This window comes from Thalassospira sp. CH_XMU1420-2 (assembly GCF_037029325.1).
In the GTDB taxonomy this organism is placed as follows: Bacteria; Pseudomonadota; Alphaproteobacteria; order Rhodospirillales; family Thalassospiraceae; genus Thalassospira; species Thalassospira povalilytica.
In genome coordinates this window covers 176,808-196,960 of sequence record NZ_JAYMEG010000005.1, presented here as the reverse complement: position 1 = coordinate 196,960, position 20,153 = coordinate 176,808, and the positions used below count along the sequence as shown (strand labels likewise).

The following is a 20,153-nucleotide window of genomic DNA, read 5'->3' as shown; positions in this document are numbered from 1 at the left end:
TGCCCAATCCCGACACTCATCAATCCTGAACTGCACGGCCATCACCGCCGTAAAACATCACGCAATCACCCACGCAAAGCACAATCCAGGGGACGCAGATGTCAGGCATTGAAACACCGCACTTCAAAAGCATCCCGACCGGTCAGATCGCGATTGTCATCGGTGCAACCGGCGGCATTGGGGCCGCCTTTGCAACCCATCTGCACTCATCAGGGCATTTTGCCAAGGTCCTGACCTATGGACGCAAAACCCGTCCGTCACTTGATTTCGACATCCCCGAAAGCATCGATGCCTGTGCACGGGATGCCCGCATGCAGGCCGATGCACATGGATGTGACATTGCCCTGATCATTGATGCGACCGGTTATCTGCATGATGAAAGCTTTCAGCCGGAAAAGTCCCTCCGTCAGATTGACGCGGCCTATATGACCAAACAGTTCCGGATCAATGCGATTGGCCCGGCATTGCTGATGAAGCATTTTTGTCCGTTGCTGCCGCGCAAGGGCAAGGCCGTCTTTGCGACCCTGTCGGCCAAGGTCGGCAGTATCGGTGATAACCGGATGGGGGGATGGTACGGATATCGTGCCGCCAAGGCGGCATTGAACCAGTTGGTCAAAACCGCATCGATTGAACTTGCCCGCAACAAGCCCGATGCCATTTGCGTTTCCCTGCATCCGGGAACGGTCGATACCGGCCTTTCCGGCCCGTTTGCCAAATCGGGCCTTGATGTGCAAAGCCCCGAACAGGCCACAGCCAGGATGCTTGCGGTGATTGACGGCCTGACACCCCGACAATCCGGCGGGTTCTTTGCCTATGACGGCCAGGAATTGCCTTGGTAATTGCCTTGGTAATTGCCCTGGCAAAGGTGTCGTTCCGTCAAAAACAGGCCGGTCAGTCAAACAGGCCGGTCAGTAACCCGTGCTGAAGCAGGATGATTGTTTTGGCATCGCGAATGCGGCCATCGCTTATCATCGATGCGATATCGTCAAAGGCGATTTCAAGAACGTGGATATCCTCGCCTTCTTCGTGCAGGCCACCGCCATCGCCTTCGCGGTGATCACGGCGGACTTCGGCGACAAAAAGATGCAGCCGTTCCGTGACCGAGCCCGGGCTCATGAAAAGATCAAAGACCTTTTGCGGTTTGCCGATGCGATAGCCTGTTTCTTCCTCGACCTCGGCAATCACGGCTGCTGCCGGGTCACGATCATCAAGCAGACCGGCAGGAACTTCGATCAGCATGCCATCGGGGTTGCCATTGACAAAGGATGGCAGGCGGAACTGCCGGGTCAGGATCACCGTCCGGTCGGCCCGGTTATAAAGCAGAATGCCCGCCCCGTTTCCGCGTTCATAGGCCTCGCGGGTTTGATGTTGCCAAGATCCGTCCGACCGTTTCAGATCAAAACTGACACGATAAAGGTGATACCAGTTGTCAGACAGGCATTCGATATCGTCTATGCGGATATTGGCAAGATCGGGAATGGACCAGCCTTTTGGAAGATCGACCATTGGACACCCGCCTTTGTTCAGCGTTTGAGAAATGCGGACAAGGTCAGCAATACGGCTTCGGGTTTTTCGGCATGTACCCAGTGCCCGGCACCCTTGATGCTGGTGAAGGCCGCCTTGGGAAACAGTGATTTGATGTGGTCGCGATCACGGGAATCGACATAATGCGAATTTGCCCCGGAAATAAACAGAACATCCCCGTCATAGGATCCGCTGACATCCGATTGCGGCCAGCCGGTGATGTCATCAAGATGGGCCGCCATCGCGTCAATATTGACCTGCCAGGACATTTTGCCGCTGTCCTTGTCCGTTGTGACATTCTGGGCCAGGAACTGACGCACGCCTTTTTCCGAAACCCCGGATGACAGCGCATCTTCAACTTCGGCGCGGCGGGTGACCTTATCGAAATCGACCCCGCGCATCGCCGTGATATAACCGGTATAGTCATGATCATAGGCGACCGGTGCGATATCAACGATCACCAGATCGGCAACCAGTCCGGCATTGGCCGACAATGCCAGCACCATTGATGCCTTGCCCCCCATCGAATGCCCGACAAGATGAACCGGCTTATCGGAAACGGACCCGATCAGTTCGGCAAGATCGGCCGCCATCGCACCATAGGTCATATCCATATCCCAGCCCGACCGGCCGTGATTGCGCAAATCCGCCGTGACCACATGGTATTTTTCCGCCAGCCGACGGGCAATCGCGGTCCAGTTCCGGGCCTGACCAAACAGACCATGGACAATGACAATTGTACCGTTGTCGCGATTTTCTTCGCCAAAGGCGTAATGGGCGAGCTTCATAAAACCAACTTTCCGGGATCGGGAATGGGACAGCAATCCCCCTTAATAACCGTCTGCCGGGCCAAGGTGAAGCATACAAACAAAAACACCCCCGCATGGGAGGATTGCGGAGGTGTTTTTAAGGGTGCTGATCATGTCAGCGCCGGAATTCTTTGTACTGGCGATATTATGCGCCAGCCGGTACGCCGCCGTGCGGCTTGCGGTTGGCACCGAACAGTGCGCCAACTTTGCGAACCAGAGCAGCAAACATGTTGCGCATTGCAACAGCACGGAGACGTTCTGCTTCGCGCTGCAGGGCAACCAGGTCATAATCACGATACATTTTCATGTCCGTTTCCTTTCAAAAGCATCCCGCGCTTGTCGCGTCTGGGTTTTGCGTTGTGTTCTCTGAAAACGGGTTTACGCCTGTTTTTGCATTCCCACGAGAAGAGTTTTCTCACTCCACCCATGCACACAGCGCATATCGTGAAACATTTCCGCCATAATCTTATCATGCGCAGAACGCATGATCGTATCATGACAAATAACATGCTCGTTTTGCTGGATTTTCTGCGACACCGACCAGCCCGATGCCCGCGCATTCCACTAATATAAAGGGGTTCGAGGCATCGCAGCCCGTCGATTTACGCCATTGCCGCAGAAAAAACAGCCATGATTGATGCTTTGCACTGCATGGATTTTTGCCAAACACGGCAAATTCAAACCGGTTTTTCCGCGGAATCCGACTCATCAATTTTGCATAGCTTTGTCAGGATCGCAGAGCGACAACAGCAATAAGTAGAATGATCGTCTTGCGATCCGCCCATTTCAACCGGCCGGAACCGCATTTGACCCCATCCCCTTTCCCGGTTCAGTCCCGTGACTGAACCGGCTCGAACGGGGCCGTTACTGCCCGCCAATCGCGTAATTGAGGTATTTGGGTTCAAGATATTCCTCAAGCCCCCAATGACCACCTTCGCGCCCCTGCCCGCTTTCCTTCACACCGCCAAACGGTGCGCCTTCGTGGCTGGTGGTGCCGTCATTGATCCCGACCACACCGGTTTCCAGATTGTCGGCAATGCGCTGAATGCGGCCGATATCGCGACTATACAAATAGGATGACAGACCGGTGCGTACCCGGTTGGCAAGTTCGATCACCTCATCCTCGGTCGCGAAACGATAAACCGGTGCCACCGGGGCAAACAGTTCCTCGTTAAAGCAGTCGGCATCATGGGGCACATCGGTCATGACCAGCGGGCGGACAAAATGTCCGTCCTTGGGCCGTTCGGCCCCATAGACCAGCGTGGCACCGGCCTTGCGCGCATTTTCAACAAGACGTTCGACCTTTGCCACCGCCTGCCGATTGATCAGTGGACCGATTTCGGTCCCCGGGACAAAGCCGTTGCCGATGGTCTGGGCATTGCTTGCGGCAATGAATTTTTCGACAAACGCGTCATAAACCCCGTCCTGAACAAAAATGCGGTTGGCACAGACGCAGGTCTGGCCGCTGTTGCGGAATTTGGAAATCATCGCCCCGGCAACAGCCGCATCAAGATCGGCATCATCCATCACGATGAAGGGCGCATTGCCACCCAGTTCAAGCGACAGCTTTTTCACAGTGGGTGCGCATTGCGCCATCAACCGTTTGCCGACCTCGGTCGAGCCGGTAAAGGACAGCATGCGAACGCGTTCATCCCCCGTCAGGGCCTCGCCGATTGGCTGGGGCAGACCGGTAACCACATTGAACACACCAGCCGGGAACCCGGCCTGTTCGGCAAGCTTGGCCGCGGCCAGCGCCGAAAGCGGCGTATCTTCGGCTGGTTTGACAACAACCGTACAGCCCGCCGCCAATGCCGGGGCGCATTTGCGCACCACCATGGTCAGCGGGAAGTTCCAGGGCGTGATTGCCGCAACGACCCCCACCGGGTGCTTTTGCACGACAACGCGACGATCGCGCTGGGTGGCGGGCATGGTCTGACCATAGGCGCGCTTGGCTTCTTCGCCGTACCATTCGGCATAGGCAATTGCCCCGATAACTTCGCGCAAGGCCTGATCATAGGGCTTGCCCTGTTCAAGGGTGATCAATGCCGCCAGATCTTCCTGATGGGTTTCAAGCAGATCGCGCCAGCGCCGCAGGATGGCGGCACGGTCTTTTGCCAGTCTGCGGGACCAGCCGGCAAAGGCATCATGGGCGGCATCAATCGCGCGCCTTGCCTCGGATGTGCGCATGAACGGAACGGCACCGATCACATCCCCGCGGGCCGGATCAATCACATCAAGAGTCTCGCGGCTGTCGGCATCCTGCCACAGACCGTTGATATAGGCATGCCTCAGATCCCATTCACGGATCAGGTTGCGGGCACGCGCGCGTCCTTCGCGAATGGCTTGGTCATCAGAATTCGAAACAGTTTGCGGGGTGGCAGACGACATAACGGGGAAGTTCCTTTGACGCGAGATACGAAAAAACTGATCTACTCACGCGCTTGTGATTCCGGTTTTCGGGGCGCAACTGGGACAATCGGTCCTGACCCTAATCCGAGCGACGGGCAGGAAGCAACAAGATGCTTCTTATACAGATAAGAATCAAACGCCCGCTTGGCGATCAGAGAGACCCCGCAAAATACAACAGAGAGAAGCCATGAAGCACCTTGTGACTGCAGGACTGTTCAGCGCCATGATTGCCGCAGGCAGCATGATGCCGATCAACGCCTTTGCCGACGAGACAATGGACAATGCCACGGTTCAGAACCGCCAGATGCTGATGGATGGTATCGGCGGGGCGATGGGGACCCTTGGCTGTTACCTTAAGGGAGACTGCAACCTTCCTGATCCGGTATTGCGCAATCTGGCAAATGGCATCGCCTTTGCCGCAAACGCCGCCCCGGCAGCTTTTGAACCCAAAACAATGGATGCAACCGTCAAAACCACGGCAACCGACAAAGTCTGGTCGGATTGGGATGACTTTGCCGGACGGTTCCCGGAACTGAAAGAAGCAGCATTGGCAATGGCCGCCGCAGCCGGTGACAAATCGGCCATGGGGGCTGCGATGGGCAATCTTGGCAAGTCGTGCAAAGGCTGTCACGAGACCTATCGGTCGAAATAACCTAACCAACGGAATTGCAAACACTGGCCCGTCCCTACCCCTGGATGGGCGCCCCCGGTCCGGTTTTCACCCCCCCATGCTGTCAGCGCAGCACACCGGAAAATTCAGGCCGGGGGCATTTTCCCATTGGCACGGCGGATCAGATGATGATCCGCCGGCCGTTTATCCGCACGCGACTATCCGCGCGCAACCGTCACCATCGCCCAGACAATGACAGTACAAACTGCGAGAATGGCAATCCCCGCAATCGGGGAGGCAAAGCGGATCTGCGCAAAGCGGGCCGCAAGTTCGGTCGGAACCGTCCGGGCACCGGTAATCATTGCACCGATCAGATTTTCGCGTTTGACCACAAGATAAAACAGTGCTGCAAAAACATGCAGCCCGACCATCGCATAGATCAGATTGATGTTGGTGTGATGGATCCAGTTCATCGTGCTGGCAAGATCGGAACTGACATGGGCAACAAGCGGACCATCAAAGAACAGGAAGGTATCTTCGCTCGCAAACAGGCCACTTACCGCCTGCACCGCGACAAGAACCAGCAACACTATCACCATCCAGCCGCCCGCCGGATTATGCCCGGCATAGGTCAGGTCCGCCATTGATCCCCGGGGGATCCGCAGCGCATAGCCAATGACCTTTTTCGGGCCTTTGATAAAGGATGCAAAGCGCGCGTTCGAACTGCCGACAAAGCCCCAGATGATGCGAAACAGCACAAGGGCCAATACGGTGTAACCGGCAATGGCGTGAATATCGATCATCAGTTCACGGTTGGTCCACCATGCCGTGACAATGGCCGCAACAAGCGACCAGTGAAACAGGCGTACCGGGAAGTCCCAAAGTTTGACTTTCTTTTCATCCGGCTTTTCATCCGACATCTGATTGCTCATCAGGTCCTCTCCTGGCGGGACGGTTGGTCATGAACACTATAGTGATAATGACCTTTATTGCGCCGATGAACAGATCAAATTGCGGTTACCACATTCAAAAAACGTGAAAATTTGGCAACAAAACCATTCTCTAATTGAAAATCATTATCACAAGCAGTATCACTTAAACGGAAGCATAGGGATCAGGGTGACTATCGGGGAGCAAATTTCTTCATTTGCGCAAGATGTTTTGCCGCTCTGATCCGCGGGGCATTGCCCTTGGCTCACTTTCAGGGATAGATGGGAACTCCTATGAAAATCGCAAAAATTCTCGGGACGGCCGCATTGGTGTCGACCCTTGGTGTGCAGGCATATGCCGCACCGGGCGCCAAAGACGTTCTGACGACCTATGCCGACATCGCGCATGCCGGTTACGAAGATTCACTGATCACTGCCAAAGAACTTCAGGCTGCTATTGATGCACTGGTTGCACAGCCGTCGGCAGAGACCTTTGGTGCTGCGAAATCTGCCTGGTTGGCAGCACGCGCGCCTTATCAGCAGACCGAAGTATATCGCTTTGGGAATGCCATCGTTGATGACTGGGAAGGCAAAGTGAACGCATGGCCGCTTGACGAAGGCCTGATCGACTATGTCGAAACCGGTCTTTATGGCGAAGAAAGCGAAGAAAACCCGGCATACACCGCCAATGTGGTCGCCAACCCGACCCTGGTGATTTCCGGTGAAACCATTGATGCATCGACCATTGATGCTGCTTTGCTTGAAAGCCTGCATGAAATTGACGACGTTGAATCCAACGTTGCCACCGGCTACCACGCGATTGAATTCCTGCTTTGGGGTCAGGACCTGAATGGAACGGGTGCTGGTGCAGGTGCACGTGAATGGACCGACTATGCGGCTGGCGATGCATGCACCAACGGCAATTGCGACCGTCGTGGTGCGTATCTCAAGGCGGCTAGCGATCTTCTGGTATCCGACCTTGAATGGATCACGGCACAGTGGGCCGAAGGCGGCGAAGCACGCGAAACCGTTCTTGAAGGTGATGGCGTTCCGGGTCTGACCGCAATCGTCACCGGCATGGGTTCGCTGTCCTATGGCGAGCTGGGCGGCGAGCGCACCAAGCTTGGCCTGCTGCTTCATGATCCGGAAGAAGAACATGATTGCTTCTCCGACAACACCCATAACAGCCACTACTATGACGCGCTGGGCATCCAGAACGTTTATCTTGGCCGTTACACCCGTGTTGACGGTTCGGTCGTTGAAGGCCCGTCGCTTTCCGATCTGGTTGCGGCAAAAGACGCAGCCCTTGATACCGAACTGCGTGGCAAGCTTGCAACGTCGGTTCTGGCTGGCAAGGCAATGGTTACCCGCGCACAGGGCGGCGAACATTTCGACCAGCTGATTGCCATGGGCAATGACGAAGGCAACGCTGTTGTCCAGACCTTTGTCGATGCCCTGGTTGACCAGACCAAATCGATCGAGCAGATCATTGCCGCTGTCGGCATTGACGGCATCGAGTTCGAAGGCTCCGACAGCCTCGACAATCCGTCTGCAGTCAACTAAGCCTTTTTACGGCACCTGCCTTGAAGGCATTGAACGGCGGGGGATGTGTCTCCCGCCGTTTTGCTTTTTATAATAATGACAAGAACCGAACCCGCCATGAAACGTCCCGCTTTTGCCCTGCGCTATATTCTGTCATCCGGTCTTGTACTGACCAGTTTGATGGCACCGTTGATCCCTGCCCGTGCCGACGATCTGTTTGCATCGGCCCGGCCCGGCGGGGACACCACATGGCCCGACGCAGACGGCCGGAATGTTTTTACCCATTATTCGGCCAATATGACCTTTGAAAAGCGGCTTGATTTCAAGCTTGGCGAGGCCCTTTTTCAAAGGCTTTGGGTGACTGCCCCGACCCAGACAAAAACCGCCGACGGGCTTGGACCGCTGTTTAATTCGCGTGCGTGCAGCGGATGCCATATCCGCAATGGTCGCGGCCATCCGGTTGATCAAAATACCCCGGGTGACGGCGCAACTTCGATGTTGCTGCGCCTGTCGATCCCGCCGCAAACCGCCGATCAGTTGCGCGACCATCTGGATGGCAAGATCGCAACCATTCCCGATCCGGTTTATGGCGGGCAGTTTCAGGACTTTTCAATCCCGGGCATCAAGGCCGAAGGCCGTGTAAAGGTTACCTATCAGACCAAAGATGTCAGCCTTGCCGGGGGTGAAGTCATTACCCTGCAGAAACCCGATTACCAGATGACCGAACTGGCCTATGGGCCGCTTCATCCCGATGTGATGGTTTCTCCGCGCCTGGCACCGCCGATGATCGGTCTTGGCCTGCTTGAGGCGATCCCCGACGATGTGTTGCTGGCGGCGGCCGATCCCCAGGATCGTGACGGCGATGGCATTTCGGGCCGGGTCAATCATGTCTGGGATATTGCCAACGGAAAGCTGGCAATTGGTCGATTTGGCTGGAAGGCCGGGATGCCGACACTTGATCAGCAAAACCAGAATGCCTTTCAGTTTGATATCGGCCTGTCGACCCCGCTTTATCCCAACGGATCGGGCGATTGCACCGAAGCACAGAAAAATTGCCTGACCGCGCCGGATGGCAATGACCCGGAATTCGAAAATCTCGAAGCCCATTCGCAGGTCACCGATCTTGTTTTGTATTATACGCGCAACATCGCCCCGCCTGCGCGCCCGGATGCCCATAATGCCGATGTCGTTGCCGGGCAGCAGATTTTTGCTTCAATCGGTTGCGCATCCTGCCATACGCCGCGCTATCAATTGCCCGAACGCCCCGACATGGCCGAGCAATCCGGACAGGTGATCTGGCCCTATAGCGATCTGTTGCTGCATGACATGGGCGAAGGACTTGCCGATCATCGACCCGAAGCACAGGCATCGGGACGCGAATGGCGCACTCCGCCGCTTTGGGGAATTGGACGGGCAAAACAGATTGATCCGCGCGCGCAATTCTTGCATGACGGACGGGCACGTACCATTCTTGAAGCCGTACTTTGGCATGGTGGCGAAGCCGAAGCTGCGCGCAATTCTGTCACATTGCTGCCACCATCTGAGCGCAGGAAACTGCTTGCATTTCTCAAGTCACTTTGAGTCTGGCATGGGTTGCCCCGGCGCCAAGCCCTTCAGATCAAGTGAATATTCGGAAAAGACATATGCTCCTGAAATCATGTTCGCGTCTTATGCTTCTTTCAACCACCGCCGCAATTGCGATTGGTTTTGCAGCCCCGAACGCACATGCCGATATCCCGGATGAAAATTACCGGCCGGTTCTGAACCATCTTCTTAATGAAGTCATGCCGCCGAAACTTGATGACTTTCACAAAGCCAATGCGCAACTCAGCACGTCGATCACGGATTTCTGCGCCGATCCGGATACCGATGACCTGAAAGATGTTCAGGAAGATTTCCATCTGGCAATGGATATCTGGCAGGAAATCCAGCCATGGCGCATGGGACCGATGGTTGCCAATGGCCGCGATCAGCATATCGAATATTGGCCAGACAAGCACGGCACCGCCGCCCGCCAGTTCCGGAAATTGCTGTTTAGCAAACCGGCAGGCTATACCGATCCCGAACAGCTGTCCGAAGCCAGTGCCGCCCTTCAGGGGTTCCCGGCACTTGAAGAAGTTCTGTTTGATCCCAAAAACACCGCCCATCTGACAAGCGGCGACGAAGACGGCGTGTACCTTTGCCAGTACGGGGCTGCCATTGCCACCAATCTTGAAACGATTGCCGGGGAATTGCGCGACGAATGGCCTGAATTTGCCGATGCCATGGCGACAGCCGGCCCCGACAGCATGGATTACCCCACCGCCAAGTTTGCCGCGACCGATCTTTATCGCGCCTTGCATGAAGGTATCCTGATCATATCGGCCCAGAAACTTGGCAAACCGCTTGGCGATAACAAGCAGGACGCCAAGGCCAGCCGCGCAGAAAGTGAAGTATCGAAACGGTCACTTCGCAATATCGCCCATAACCTGACCGGTCTGTTTGCGATCTATGATGGCAAATGGGGCGATGTCGGCAGCGAAGGAACCGGTCTGGCTGCCCTGATTGACAGCAGCCTTCTGGATCGTTCGTTCCGACTGAACTGGCAAACTGTGGTCGATACCCTTGATGGTCTTCCTGCCTCGGTCGAGGACCTTCTGGCCCAGCCTGACGGGTATGACAAGCTCGCGGAATTCAAATCCCAGATCGATTTTCTGACCACGCTTGTTGAAAACGATATTGGCGGCAATACCCAGCTTGGCGGCGGGTTCAATGCGCTTGACGGCGATTGAGCACCCCTGACCTGGCCTGAATACGGAGGATAAAGTGAAACATCAACGTCGCGAGTTTCTGAAACTCATGGGGGTTGGCGGGGCATTTACCCTGTTACCGATTGATATCGCCCGTGCGGCCGGCACGCCAGCACCCGAAGATCGCGCGGTCTATATCTCGGCCAGTGCCGGGGATGCCGATGATTATTATGTCAGCGCGTTCAACGCATCGGGCAAGATCCTGTTTGAACAGGCCCTGCCGGGACGCGGACATGATATCGGTCTTCGCCCCAATCATGTTGATGTCGCTGCCGTTGAACGCCGACCCGGCCTTTACGGGCTGATCCTTGACCGTCATAGCGGCGATGTCCGTGCCAAACTGCATTGTCCGGAAGACCGCCGGTTTTATGGACATGCCATTTATTCCAATGACGGGCGGTTTCTTTATATCACCGAGAATGACTTCGATCATGCGCGCGGTGTTGTGTCGGTCTGGGATGCCGAGGATGGTTATCGCCGGGTCGCCGAATTTGACAGCTTTGGCACCGGGCCGCATGAATTGCATCTGATGCCCGGCGGCGAACAGCTGGTGATTGCCAATGGCGGGTTGCACACCCATCCCGACTTTGACGGGCGCACCGCCCTTAATATCGATTCGATGGAACCCAATCTGTCGATCATTGATCGACGGACCGGCAAACTGATCCATCAGGCGTCGCTGAAACATGACTGGCATCAGCTTTCCATCCGTCATCTCGATGTCGCAGCCAATGGCACCATTGCCGCCGGTTTCCAGTATCAGGGCGAGATCAATGATCAGGTGCCGCTTGTCGGCATCTGGCAACCGGGCAAGGAAATCCGCCCGATCGAGGCCCCCGACAATGTCCAGTACCGCATGCGCCAATATTGCGGATCGGTGCGCTTTGATGCATCGGGCCAGGTATTTGGCATTTCGTGCCCGCGCGGCGGGCTTGTGACATTCTGGGATGCAAAGACCAATGGATTCCTGACCCATATCGCGGCCCCGGACGGATGCGGACTTGCCGCAACCGATCGCCCGGGTGAATTCGTCGGCACCAGTGGCCTTGGCAATGGCTGGCGTCTTGATGCGATTCGCCGAAAACGCGTGGAACTTCCCGACGATTCTCATAAATCGCTGCATTGGGATAACCATTTGCGACGCATTACGGCGTAAACGCATCCCGAATGAATGTTGATAAAACCCGCACAAATGCTGCGGGTTTTATCGTTTTAGCCCCATGGAAACCGCAGAAAACCGGCAGATTAACCGACTGTTTTGGTCGGGCTATTTAAATAAGACAATTATCAACTAAAAATTTTACGCAAATGAGAACGATTTTCACTTGCGCAATGTTTTTCCCTCACCTATAACAGGTCTCGACACAGCCCGCGAATGCAACCCATTCGCATTTGTCCCCAAAACGGCTTGTCTCTCACCTACGGGTCCTCTCTCCCCGTAGGCCTCTCAAGGTGGAATAGCGGTGGTTATCGATGCGGGAAACGATAACCGCCGCTTTCTCTTTTCGGGACCTTTTTCCTATCGCGCGGTGCGCAGGGCGATCAGAAGACGCAGGCTGTTGATGGTCACAAGGACAGTCGCCCCTGTATCGGCAAGAACAGCCAGCCACAAGCCGGTCAATCCGGTGATCGACGTCACCAGAAAGACGGCCTTGAGGCCAAGTGCAATCGTGATGTTTTCACGAATCACCCGGCGCGCCGCACGCGACAGTTTGACCAGATTGACGACATCGCCCAGACGATCCTTGACCGCGACCGCATCTGCGGCCTCAAGCGCGATATCGGTGCCGCCACCAATGGCAATACCGACATCTGCGGCCTTAAGAGCGGGTGCGTCATTAATGCCATCGCCAACCATCGCAACCGGGCCGGAACGTTTCGGATCATCCCGAAGGGCCGTCAGGGCATCAAGCTTGTCTTCGGGCATCAGTTCGGCGCGATAATCCATGCCAAGATCGGCTGCCATGCGTTTGGCCACACGGGTGGCGTCGCCTGTCAGCATCACCGGGGTAATGTTAAGCCTGTTAAGTTCGGCAAGGGCGGCCTTCGCATCGGCGCGCGCCACATCACGCAGTGCCAATGCACCAATGATTTGGCCGTTTTTCAGGATAACAACCGCTGTGCTGCCGTCTTCTTCCTGTGCGGTCAGCCAGCCCGCCATTTCGCCATTCGGCGTGATGCCAAGCCGGTTGGCCGCACCCACCTGATAGGTCGCACCATCAATTTTGCCTTCGACACCGGCACCGGCGATGGTTTTGGCATCTTCGATCACCGGCAATTCAAGGTTCCGGTTTTCCGCCGCCGCCACCACGGCACGGGCCAACGGATGGGACGTCACGGTTTCAAGGGCCGCGGCAATGGTCAGAAGGCCGTTTTCGCCATAGCCATCCGTGGTTTTGATCGCAGCAACTTTCGGCCTTCCTTCGGTGAGGGTGCCAGTCTTGTCAAACGCCATGGTGCGTACCGCCCCGATCAGCTCCAACCCGGCACCGCCCTTGACCAGAAGCCCGATCCTGGTGGCACGTGCCAAGGCCGATGTCACCGCAGCCGGTGTTGAAATCACCAGCGCACAGGGGCAGCCGATCAGAAGCAATGCCAAGCCGCGATAGATCCATTCTTCCCAGCCCTGCCCGAACAGAACCGGCGGGATGATAACGGTCGCGGCGGCAAGCGCCATGATGATCGGTGTATAGATACGGGCAAATTTTGCCACAAACCGTTCGACCGGTGCCTTGTGCTTTTCGCTTTGTTCGACCAGCTCGATTACGCGATCAAGCATGGTCTGCCCGGCCGCACGGGTAACCGTGATCCGCACCGGACTGTCTGTCACAATCGCACCGGCAAAGACGTCATCGCCCGCCTTGCAATAGACCGGAACAGATTCCCCTGTCAGATGGCTGTTATCAATATCAGCCGCCCCCGATGCAACCACACCATCGGCCGGGACCCGCTCCCCGGGGCGGACTTCAACAAGATCATTCAATGCAAGTTCTGCCGGTGAAACGGTCTGAACGTCATTGCCGGTTATGCGCCGCGCCTGTTCGGGGGCCAGCTTCATCAGGGCCTTGACCCCGCTTCGTGCGCGTCCGGCGGCGACACCTTCAAGCCGTTCGCCAATCGCAAACAGCAGCACGACCATACCGGCCTCAAGACTTTCGCCAATCGCCACCGCCCCGATGACGGCAACCGACATCAGAAGCTCGATCGAGAAAATCGCGCCGCTTTGTGCCAGTCGCATCGCTTTTTTCATTACCGGCACAGCAGCCAGAACAGATGCTACCGACATGGCATAAGACCCGAATGACGGGACAATCACCCCCGCCAGACCGCCCAGCGCCAGACAAATGGCAGCAAAGGCAATTTCATCATTTTCAGACGACCAGGGTACAAACCGCTGTTTGATACCGATATCGGCATCAGTATCAACATCCGCAACTTTTGCGGTCGCGTCGTGACTGTGACTGTGACTGTGACTGGTCGAATTGGGGGCACCATCCTGCGCGCATGCATCGCCGGCGCAACAGGATGTATTGCGCGGGGCGCCCGCCATACCGGGTGCCGTTTTCTCGCGGGCCGGATAGCCCAGCTTGTTCAGTAACGAAGTAACCGCAGCACGATCAGATTGGCGATCATCAAGGCCAAGAGTAACGGTTTCGCGCATCATCGAGACATCGACACAGGACACGCCATCCATTTTGCCAAGGGCGGTTTCGATCTTGGCGACACAGGATCCGCAATCCATGCCCGACACCTGCCAGTGGTAATGGCGTTTGGCATCGGCCTGACGGGCAAGAATGTCCCGCAAGGTGGCGTCTTCATCGGCACTGATCGGTGATGATGTTGATATCCCCTGCCCGTCCCCGGAAATACCACGCCCCGGAATGGCCCGCGAAAGAACATCAATCAATAATGCGCGGCACTGCGCACAGTCACCAATTGCCGGAAGGTCTTCCCATTTTGCGACGAAGGACATTCATCACCTCATAAAATCAAATTTTCATTCATATGTTATATTCAAACTATGCTTCATATATCTATCTGTCAAGAACATTCAAATGCGTATTTGAATGTTTGGAAATGCCATGCCTGGCTAGCCAGTCACCCGCCCGGCAATCATCCTTCAAGCAGCTGAATTAAAACAAAACCAGATCAGTCGTGCGTCACATGCGCAAAGACATCGCGCACCACGCGCGAAATATGTTCGTCATCGATCTGATAGAAAATATGCCGCCCGCGGCGCTCGGATGCCAGAATCCGCTGATCGCGCAAATGGCGCAAATGATGGCTGCAAAGCGACTGCGACATGTTGGTCGCATCGGCCAGTTCACTGACGGTCTGCGGGCGTTCCATACACCGCAAAACCAGCTGCAACCGCCCGGCATCCCCCAAAAGCGAAAAGATCTTTGCCGCGGCCTCGATATGGGGCAGCGACAGGTTCGCCCCCACAGCACGTGACGCATCGCGCGTGACGGCTTCACCTTGTTCGGTACTCAGACCAAGACGGGCTGCCGTATCGCATTCCTGGCAATCTGTTTCGGTTGGCGACGTCATGGCCTTACTGACCGGGGCTTTGCCAACCGGGGATTTGGCGATCGGGGATTTGGTTTTGCTTTCTGACATGCCCCTATTTTCCATGACAGCCGATCCAAGGCAAGGGGAACTGAACCAAAACACCGTGATACGATCCACGACACCGCCGATTTCCAATTGCCCCGGCCCCTGCCCGATTGAAAAAATCACAAGGGAACGCTCGACACCGCAAGCCCGATACCCGCGACCTGCACCGATACCACACCGCAATCGGTCAATTTCACATTGACTCATTTCGATAATTTATTCATGTTTTACATTAATTATATAAATCGATTCGTGAACATCACCTGACAGGAGCCCCACCATGTCCACCCCATCCACATCACATGCCATGAAGCCCGATACCCTTAGAAATGTCCGCAGGCTCAGCACCCTGCTTTATTGGGGATGTGCGGTTGCGATCGTTCTTCAGTTTCTTGCCATTCCAATGGTCTGGTACTTGCCGGGATGGGTCGAAGCCAGCACCAGCCAGATGACGGTCAGCCTTGCGGAATTGCACGCGCTTTCGGGGTGGCAGAAATATGCCACCATGCTGGTGATGATGATCCCGTCATTGATCATGGCCTATGGGCTGCTTCACCTGCGCAAGATGTTCGGGGCCTTTTCCCATAACGCGATTTTTCAGCCTGAAACGATCCGTCATCTTAAACTGTTTGGCGTCGCGCTTCTGGTACAAACACTGGCCAAACCGCTGACCGGGGCTGTGACATCGGTATTGGCGACCTTCCACCGCCCGGCCGGTGAACGGATGCTGTCGATTGGCCTTGGCAATGCCGAGGCCAGCACCCTGTTCCTTGGTGCGCTGATTATCGTGATTGCCTGGGTGCTTGGCGAAGCGGCCCGGATTGATGATGAAAACCGGAGCTTCGTCTGATGGGGATTGTTGTCCGACTTGACGTGATGCTCGCCACCCGCAAAATGAAATCCAAGGATCTCGCCGCCCGGATCGGAATCAGCGAACAGAACCTGTCGCTTTTGAAATCGGGCAAGGTGCGCGGCGTACGCTTTGAAACCCTGGCTGCGATCTGCAAGGAACTGGACTGCCAGCCCGGTGATCTGCTGGAATTTGTTGCAGATGATTGACTTCCGACGCCAGACCACCTGATCCGGAATGCATGCAATTAACGTAAAGCCAACATTCTCATAACTTTACGGGTGCCCTGTGACATACGAGCTTTTCATTCTGCTGTTAAATGCGCTGTTATGCTTGGCCTTTCCGTGGGCCTATAATTACGCCTATGCCAAGCAACCCGGTGTTGGCGGCAAACGGCTGATGGGCAATCGTGACCGCCTTCCGGAACGTGCGGGCATGGCCGCACGCGGATTGCGCGCACATCAGAACCATCTGGAAAACCTCGTACCGTTTGCAATCATCACTCTTGTCGCACAGGCAACTGGCATTTCGAATACGATCACCATCGCCTGTGCGACTGTATTTCTTCTTGCCCGTCTTGCGCATGGCGGATTGTATCTTGCCGGGATCGAACATCTCGGCCCGGTAAAAGGTGTGCGGTCCATTGCCTATTTCGTCAGCCTGCTTGCCATGCTGATCTATGCCGTACAGTTGTTTCTCCATGCCTGACACAATACCGGGTTCCGCCAGAAACGATGCGGTACTTGCCGCAGCGTGATTGTTTTGCCTAAATGAAGCCAATAAAGCGATGGCACCATCGTAAAAAACCAAATGCTTCAGGAGAGGACGGAACAGATGACACAAAAGATCGCCCTGGTCACAGGGGCTGCGCGCGGGATCGGACTTGCCACCAGTAAACTGTTCATCGAACAGGGCTGGAAAGTGGCAATGATTGATCGTGACGGAGATGAACTGACACGAGCCGCAAGCACGATGACGAACGGCAAAGCATTCATCTTTGATGTCTCCGTCCCCCAACAGGTCGATCAGATGATTGACGATGTTCTTTCGGAATTCGGCCGGATTGATGCGGTCATCAACAATGCCGGGGTCGCCGATTTCCTTCCGGTCGAAGAAACCAGCTTTGCCACCTGGCGCCGGATCATGGAAACCAACCTTGATGGTGTCTTCCTTGTCTCGCAGGCGGCCATTCCGGCGCTAAAGGAAACCAAGGGTGCTATTGTCAATATCGGCTCGATCTCGGGCCTGCGTGCATCGACCCTTCGGGTGGCCTATGGCACGTCAAAGGCAGCCGTCATTCACATGACCAAACAACAGGCCGCAGAACTTGGCGAATACGGCATTCGCGCCAATTGCGTCTGCCCCGGCCCGGTCAAAACCAAACTGGCGATGGCAGTCCATTCAACCGACATCATATCAGCCTACCTTGATGCGATGCCGCTTGGCAGATACGGCACGGAAAATGAAATCGCCGAAGTCATCCATTTCCTGTGTTCGGACAAGGCAAGCTTCGTGACCGGCCAAATCGTCGCGGCAGACGGCGGGTTTGAAACAACCGGCGTTGGCCTACCAGCGCTGCGCCGAAAGTAAAGGCAATGACCCCATGCGCCCGCTTCGCCTGATCATCGCATTGGCCGCACTGTTGGCCCTGTCGTCCTGCCTGACCTTCAACTGGCAACGCAGCGTCCAGCAGGTCTTGTCAAATGCGTGCAATTCCACAGGCGATTGCGGGTCGGATGGGCCATCAGGCTCGAACTAACTTCAAAAACAAAACGGCGCGCCCAATGGACGCGCCGTTTGTTGTTTCCGATATCGGAAAACTTATTCCCACTCGATGGTTCCCGGTGGTTTGGATGTGAAGTCATAGGTGACACGGTTGATGCCGTTGACTTCATTGATGATGCGGTTGGCGATGCGGCCAAGCAGTTCCGGCGGGAACGCATAGAAATCCGCGGTCATGCCATCGGTCGAGGTGACCGCGCGCAGTGCACAGGCATAGTCATAGGTACGACCGTCGCCCATCACGCCAACGGTACGGACCGGAAGCAGAACGGCGAATGCCTGCCAGATCGCGTCATAAAGACCGGCATTGCGGATTTCTTCGAGATAGATCGCATCGGCCTTGCGCAGGATATCAAGCTTTTCGCGCGTGATCGGCTGGCCCGGAATACGGATCGCAAGACCCGGCCCAGGGAACGGATGACGCCCGACAAAGCTGTCGGGCAGGCCCAATTCACGCCCAAGGTCACGGACTTCGTCCTTGAACAGTTCACGAAGTGGTTCAACCAGCTTCATGTTCATGCGTTCCGGAAGACCGCCAACATTGTGGTGCGACTTGATGGTGACTGACGGACCGCCGGTGAAGGACACGCTTTCGATCACGTCCGGATACAGCGTTCCCTGTGCGAGGAAATCCGCACCGCCGATTTTCTTGGCTTCTTCTTCGAAGGTTTCGATGAAGAGACGACCAATGGTTTTGCGTTTTACCTCCGGATCGGTTTCGCCTTCGATCGCACCGATAAAGGTTTCGGACGCATCAACATGGACCAGCGGGATGTTGTAATGGTCACGGAACAGGGAGACGACCTGATCGGCCTCGCCCGCGCGCATGAAACCATGATCAACAAACACGCAGGTCAGCTGATCGCCGATTGCCTCGTGGATCAGAACCGCAGTGACGGAGCTGTCAACACCGCCCGACAGACCACAGATGACCTTGCCATCGCCGACCTGTTTGCGGATCTTGTCAATCGCATCGTCCTTATAGGCATTCATCGTCCAGTCGCCAGAGCAACCGGCAACGCCATGCGTAAAGTTCTTAAGGAGCTGTGCGCCATGCGGGGTATGGACCACTTCCGGGTGGAACTGAACCGCATAGAATTTCTTTTCGTCATTGGCGATGGCGGCAAACGGTGCGCCTTCGGATTTGCCAACAACGCGGAAACCGTCGGGAAGTGCATCAACACGGTCGCCGTGGCTCATCCAGACCTGTTCGCGTGCGCCCGCGGCCCAAACGCCGGTAAACAGCGCGCAATCTTCGATCACGTCGACAAAGGCACGACCGAATTCACGATGATCGGATGTCGCGACCTTGCCGCCAAGCTGGTTGACCATGGTCTGCTGACCATAGCAGATGCCCAGAACCGGAACGCCGAGTTCAAACACCTTTGCCGGTGCCGACGGGGCCTTGTCCCAATGGACAGACGCCGGGCCACCCGAAAGGATCACGGCCTTGGGGGCATATTCATCAAGGAACGCATCCGAGATGTTATTAAAAGGGTGGATCTCGCTATAGACACCGCTTTCACGCACGCGACGTGCAATCAGCTGGGTAACCTGGGATCCGAAATCAATAATCAGCACGCGATCAGTCATCGGGCCGTATCTCCGTCGAAGATGGGGTTGCGCCGTACATACGCCAAACCATCGTGATGGGCAACCCGGCGCAGGCGGTCCCCCAACGATGCATTCAAAAAACTTGTGCCCTGTTGCCGGGCCGGCACGGAGAATTGCGGCGTTTTTGCGCACATCATCCCCCGAAAATTACACAATTGGTCCCTTTTTCCTTCGCAATGGTCGCGCAGTATTCCAATCAACGGAACGCGGGAAACAACGCGTCCGAGCATGAGCAACGCATTTTTGATCGAAGCAAGGGACACGTAATCATGAGCACTTCCAAAGGTAGCAAAATCGCACTCGCCGTCGCTGGTCTTATTCTGGTTGCCGGTACTGCAACCGCAATCGCGATGACCCAGAAAGATGGCGGTTCCGCCCTGCCGATCTTCGGTAGGGAAGAAACCGCCCCGGCTGAAAAATCCGAAACCATTGCACCGGCTGCGCCGAGTGCCGAAATCGGCGAAAGCCTGAAGACCGGCCCGGATGCAGAGGATGATGTTATTCCCGGTATGAACAATCTCGAAAATTCGGAAGGTTCGGACAGCAATGGTCCGGTCTATGACATTCCGGCCGAGAAAACCGAATAACCTGCTCTGAGCAACAAACGGGCTGACGCCCGCGACACCGTGGGACCGGCAATCTGCAGAAGAGCCACTTAACGCAATATTTCGTTCACGG

At 55.8% G+C, this 20,153-nt stretch carries 20 protein-coding genes; 12 read left to right on the top strand and 8 right to left on the bottom strand.

Annotated elements, in window-relative coordinates:
- Positions 1–98: 98 nt before the first annotated feature.
- A complete protein-coding gene (locus tag WA429_RS16215; protein ID WP_287466413.1) occupies positions 99–839 on the top strand; it encodes an SDR family NAD(P)-dependent oxidoreductase in 741 nt (246 codons plus the stop codon).
- 52 nt (positions 840–891) lie between these two features.
- Here WA429_RS16215 and WA429_RS16210 read toward each other — a convergent pair whose 3' ends face one another.
- From WA429_RS16210 to WA429_RS16195, 4 genes are all read right to left on the bottom strand, one after another.
- The gene (locus tag WA429_RS16210) at positions 892–1,506 is read right to left on the bottom strand and encodes an NUDIX domain-containing protein (RefSeq protein WP_082817659.1); all 615 of its coding nucleotides are present in this window, start codon (positions 1,504–1,506) and stop codon (positions 892–894) included.
- Between the two features lie 17 nt (positions 1,507–1,523).
- Positions 1,524–2,312, bottom strand: a complete 789-nt coding sequence (locus WA429_RS16205; RefSeq protein ID WP_101247902.1) for an alpha/beta fold hydrolase — start codon at positions 2,310–2,312, stop codon at positions 1,524–1,526.
- 166 nt (positions 2,313–2,478) lie between these two features.
- Positions 2,479–2,640, bottom strand: a complete 162-nt coding sequence (locus WA429_RS16200; protein ID WP_156480797.1) for an RSP_7527 family protein — start codon at positions 2,638–2,640, stop codon at positions 2,479–2,481.
- A gap of 557 nt (positions 2,641–3,197) precedes the next feature.
- Positions 3,198–4,721, bottom strand: coding sequence for an NAD-dependent succinate-semialdehyde dehydrogenase (locus WA429_RS16195; RefSeq protein WP_287466414.1), 1,524 nt, complete (start codon positions 4,719–4,721; stop codon positions 3,198–3,200).
- Positions 4,722–4,929: 208 nt separating this feature from the next.
- Between WA429_RS16195 and WA429_RS16190 the strand changes: the two genes are divergently transcribed.
- A complete protein-coding gene (locus tag WA429_RS16190; RefSeq protein ID WP_287466415.1) occupies positions 4,930–5,394 on the top strand; it encodes a c-type cytochrome in 465 nt (154 codons plus the stop codon).
- 176 nt (positions 5,395–5,570) lie between these two features.
- Here WA429_RS16190 and WA429_RS16185 read toward each other — a convergent pair whose 3' ends face one another.
- Positions 5,571–6,284 carry a cytochrome b/b6 domain-containing protein gene (locus WA429_RS16185; protein WP_287466416.1) on the bottom strand — a complete coding sequence of 238 codons (714 nt, stop codon included), beginning with the start codon at positions 6,282–6,284 and terminating at the stop codon, positions 5,571–5,573.
- 291 nt (positions 6,285–6,575) lie between these two features.
- Between WA429_RS16185 and WA429_RS16180 the strand changes: the two genes are divergently transcribed.
- The 4 genes from WA429_RS16180 to WA429_RS16165 all read left to right on the top strand — a co-directional run bounded on the left by WA429_RS16180 (position 6,576) and on the right by WA429_RS16165 (position 11,768).
- On the top strand, positions 6,576–7,844 hold the full coding sequence (locus WA429_RS16180; protein ID WP_287466417.1) for an imelysin family protein: 1,269 nt from the start codon (positions 6,576–6,578) through the stop codon (positions 7,842–7,844).
- A 96-nt stretch (positions 7,845–7,940) separates the two neighbouring features.
- Positions 7,941–9,404 carry a di-heme oxidoreductase family protein gene (locus WA429_RS16175; protein WP_287466418.1) on the top strand — a complete coding sequence of 488 codons (1,464 nt, stop codon included), beginning with the start codon at positions 7,941–7,943 and terminating at the stop codon, positions 9,402–9,404.
- 62 nt (positions 9,405–9,466) lie between these two features.
- Positions 9,467–10,594 carry an imelysin family protein gene (locus WA429_RS16170; RefSeq protein ID WP_287466419.1) on the top strand — a complete coding sequence of 376 codons (1,128 nt, stop codon included), beginning with the start codon at positions 9,467–9,469 and terminating at the stop codon, positions 10,592–10,594.
- Between the two features lie 34 nt (positions 10,595–10,628).
- A complete protein-coding gene (locus WA429_RS16165; RefSeq protein ID WP_287466420.1) occupies positions 10,629–11,768 on the top strand; it encodes a DUF1513 domain-containing protein in 1,140 nt (379 codons plus the stop codon).
- Between the two features lie 363 nt (positions 11,769–12,131).
- On the opposite strand, the gene WA429_RS16160 is transcribed toward WA429_RS16165, so the two are convergent.
- Complete coding sequence (locus WA429_RS16160; protein WP_287466421.1) at positions 12,132–14,585, bottom strand: heavy metal translocating P-type ATPase; 2,454 nt, start codon at positions 14,583–14,585, stop codon at positions 12,132–12,134.
- 176 nt (positions 14,586–14,761) lie between these two features.
- The gene (locus tag WA429_RS16155) at positions 14,762–15,232 is read right to left on the bottom strand and encodes an ArsR/SmtB family transcription factor (protein WP_114114318.1); all 471 of its coding nucleotides are present in this window, start codon (positions 15,230–15,232) and stop codon (positions 14,762–14,764) included.
- Between the two features lie 277 nt (positions 15,233–15,509).
- Here WA429_RS16155 and WA429_RS16150 point away from each other — a divergent pair, with 277 nt between their 5' ends.
- From WA429_RS16150 to WA429_RS16130, 5 genes are all read left to right on the top strand, one after another.
- The gene (locus WA429_RS16150) at positions 15,510–16,079 is read left to right on the top strand and encodes a DUF2975 domain-containing protein (RefSeq protein ID WP_287466422.1); all 570 of its coding nucleotides are present in this window, start codon (positions 15,510–15,512) and stop codon (positions 16,077–16,079) included.
- Entirely contained in the window at positions 16,079–16,288 is a 210-nt protein-coding gene (locus WA429_RS16145; protein WP_068517123.1) for a helix-turn-helix domain-containing protein, read from the top strand. The genes WA429_RS16150 and WA429_RS16145 overlap by 1 nt, the downstream gene beginning before the upstream one ends.
- 79 nt (positions 16,289–16,367) lie before the next feature.
- The gene (locus WA429_RS16140; RefSeq protein ID WP_287466423.1) at positions 16,368–16,787 is read left to right on the top strand and encodes an MAPEG family protein; all 420 of its coding nucleotides are present in this window, start codon (positions 16,368–16,370) and stop codon (positions 16,785–16,787) included.
- Positions 16,788–16,913: 126 nt separating this feature from the next.
- Positions 16,914–17,669 (top strand): SDR family NAD(P)-dependent oxidoreductase, encoded by a 756-nt coding sequence (locus WA429_RS16135; RefSeq protein WP_287466424.1) that lies wholly within the window; start codon positions 16,914–16,916, stop codon positions 17,667–17,669.
- A 13-nt stretch (positions 17,670–17,682) separates the two neighbouring features.
- Complete coding sequence (locus WA429_RS16130) at positions 17,683–17,838, top strand: hypothetical protein (RefSeq protein ID WP_287466425.1); 156 nt, start codon at positions 17,683–17,685, stop codon at positions 17,836–17,838.
- Positions 17,839–17,900: 62 nt separating this feature from the next.
- Here WA429_RS16130 and guaA read toward each other — a convergent pair whose 3' ends face one another.
- Positions 17,901–19,454, bottom strand: coding sequence for a glutamine-hydrolyzing GMP synthase (guaA, locus tag WA429_RS16125; protein ID WP_068517119.1), 1,554 nt, complete (start codon positions 19,452–19,454; stop codon positions 17,901–17,903).
- A gap of 290 nt (positions 19,455–19,744) precedes the next feature.
- On the opposite strand from guaA, the gene WA429_RS16120 reads away from it, so the two are divergent.
- The gene (locus WA429_RS16120) at positions 19,745–20,062 is read left to right on the top strand and encodes a hypothetical protein (protein ID WP_287466426.1); all 318 of its coding nucleotides are present in this window, start codon (positions 19,745–19,747) and stop codon (positions 20,060–20,062) included.
- Positions 20,063–20,153 lie beyond the last annotated feature (91 nt).

What these genes read in the sequence shown, in the direction of transcription:
- WA429_RS16215 (WP_287466413.1), top strand. Translation starts at nt 99, where the DNA reads ATGTCAGGCATTGAAACACCGCACTTCAAAAGCATCCCGACCGGTCAG.
- WA429_RS16210 (WP_082817659.1), bottom strand. Translation starts at nt 1,506, where the DNA reads ATGGTCGATCTTCCAAAAGGCTGGTCCATTCCCGATCTTGCCAATATC.
- WA429_RS16205 (WP_101247902.1), bottom strand. Translation starts at nt 2,312, where the DNA reads ATGAAGCTCGCCCATTACGCCTTTGGCGAAGAAAATCGCGACAACGGT.
- WA429_RS16200 (WP_156480797.1), bottom strand. Translation starts at nt 2,640, where the DNA reads ATGAAAATGTATCGTGATTATGACCTGGTTGCCCTGCAGCGCGAAGCA.
- WA429_RS16195 (WP_287466414.1), bottom strand. Translation starts at nt 4,721, where the DNA reads ATGTCGTCTGCCACCCCGCAAACTGTTTCGAATTCTGATGACCAAGCC.
- WA429_RS16190 (WP_287466415.1), top strand. Translation starts at nt 4,930, where the DNA reads ATGAAGCACCTTGTGACTGCAGGACTGTTCAGCGCCATGATTGCCGCA.
- WA429_RS16185 (WP_287466416.1), bottom strand. Translation starts at nt 6,284, where the DNA reads ATGAGCAATCAGATGTCGGATGAAAAGCCGGATGAAAAGAAAGTCAAA.
- WA429_RS16180 (WP_287466417.1), top strand. Translation starts at nt 6,576, where the DNA reads ATGAAAATCGCAAAAATTCTCGGGACGGCCGCATTGGTGTCGACCCTT.
- WA429_RS16175 (WP_287466418.1), top strand. Translation starts at nt 7,941, where the DNA reads ATGAAACGTCCCGCTTTTGCCCTGCGCTATATTCTGTCATCCGGTCTT.
- WA429_RS16170 (WP_287466419.1), top strand. Translation starts at nt 9,467, where the DNA reads ATGCTCCTGAAATCATGTTCGCGTCTTATGCTTCTTTCAACCACCGCC.
- WA429_RS16160 (WP_287466421.1), bottom strand. Translation starts at nt 14,585, where the DNA reads ATGTCCTTCGTCGCAAAATGGGAAGACCTTCCGGCAATTGGTGACTGT.
- WA429_RS16155 (WP_114114318.1), bottom strand. Translation starts at nt 15,232, where the DNA reads ATGTCAGAAAGCAAAACCAAATCCCCGATCGCCAAATCCCCGGTTGGC.
- WA429_RS16150 (WP_287466422.1), top strand. Translation starts at nt 15,510, where the DNA reads ATGTCCACCCCATCCACATCACATGCCATGAAGCCCGATACCCTTAGA.
- WA429_RS16145 (WP_068517123.1), top strand. Translation starts at nt 16,079, where the DNA reads ATGGGGATTGTTGTCCGACTTGACGTGATGCTCGCCACCCGCAAAATG.
- WA429_RS16135 (WP_287466424.1), top strand. Translation starts at nt 16,914, where the DNA reads ATGACACAAAAGATCGCCCTGGTCACAGGGGCTGCGCGCGGGATCGGA.
- WA429_RS16130 (WP_287466425.1), top strand. Translation starts at nt 17,683, where the DNA reads ATGCGCCCGCTTCGCCTGATCATCGCATTGGCCGCACTGTTGGCCCTG.
- guaA (WP_068517119.1), bottom strand. Translation starts at nt 19,454, where the DNA reads ATGACTGATCGCGTGCTGATTATTGATTTCGGATCCCAGGTTACCCAG.
- WA429_RS16120 (WP_287466426.1), top strand. Translation starts at nt 19,745, where the DNA reads ATGAGCACTTCCAAAGGTAGCAAAATCGCACTCGCCGTCGCTGGTCTT.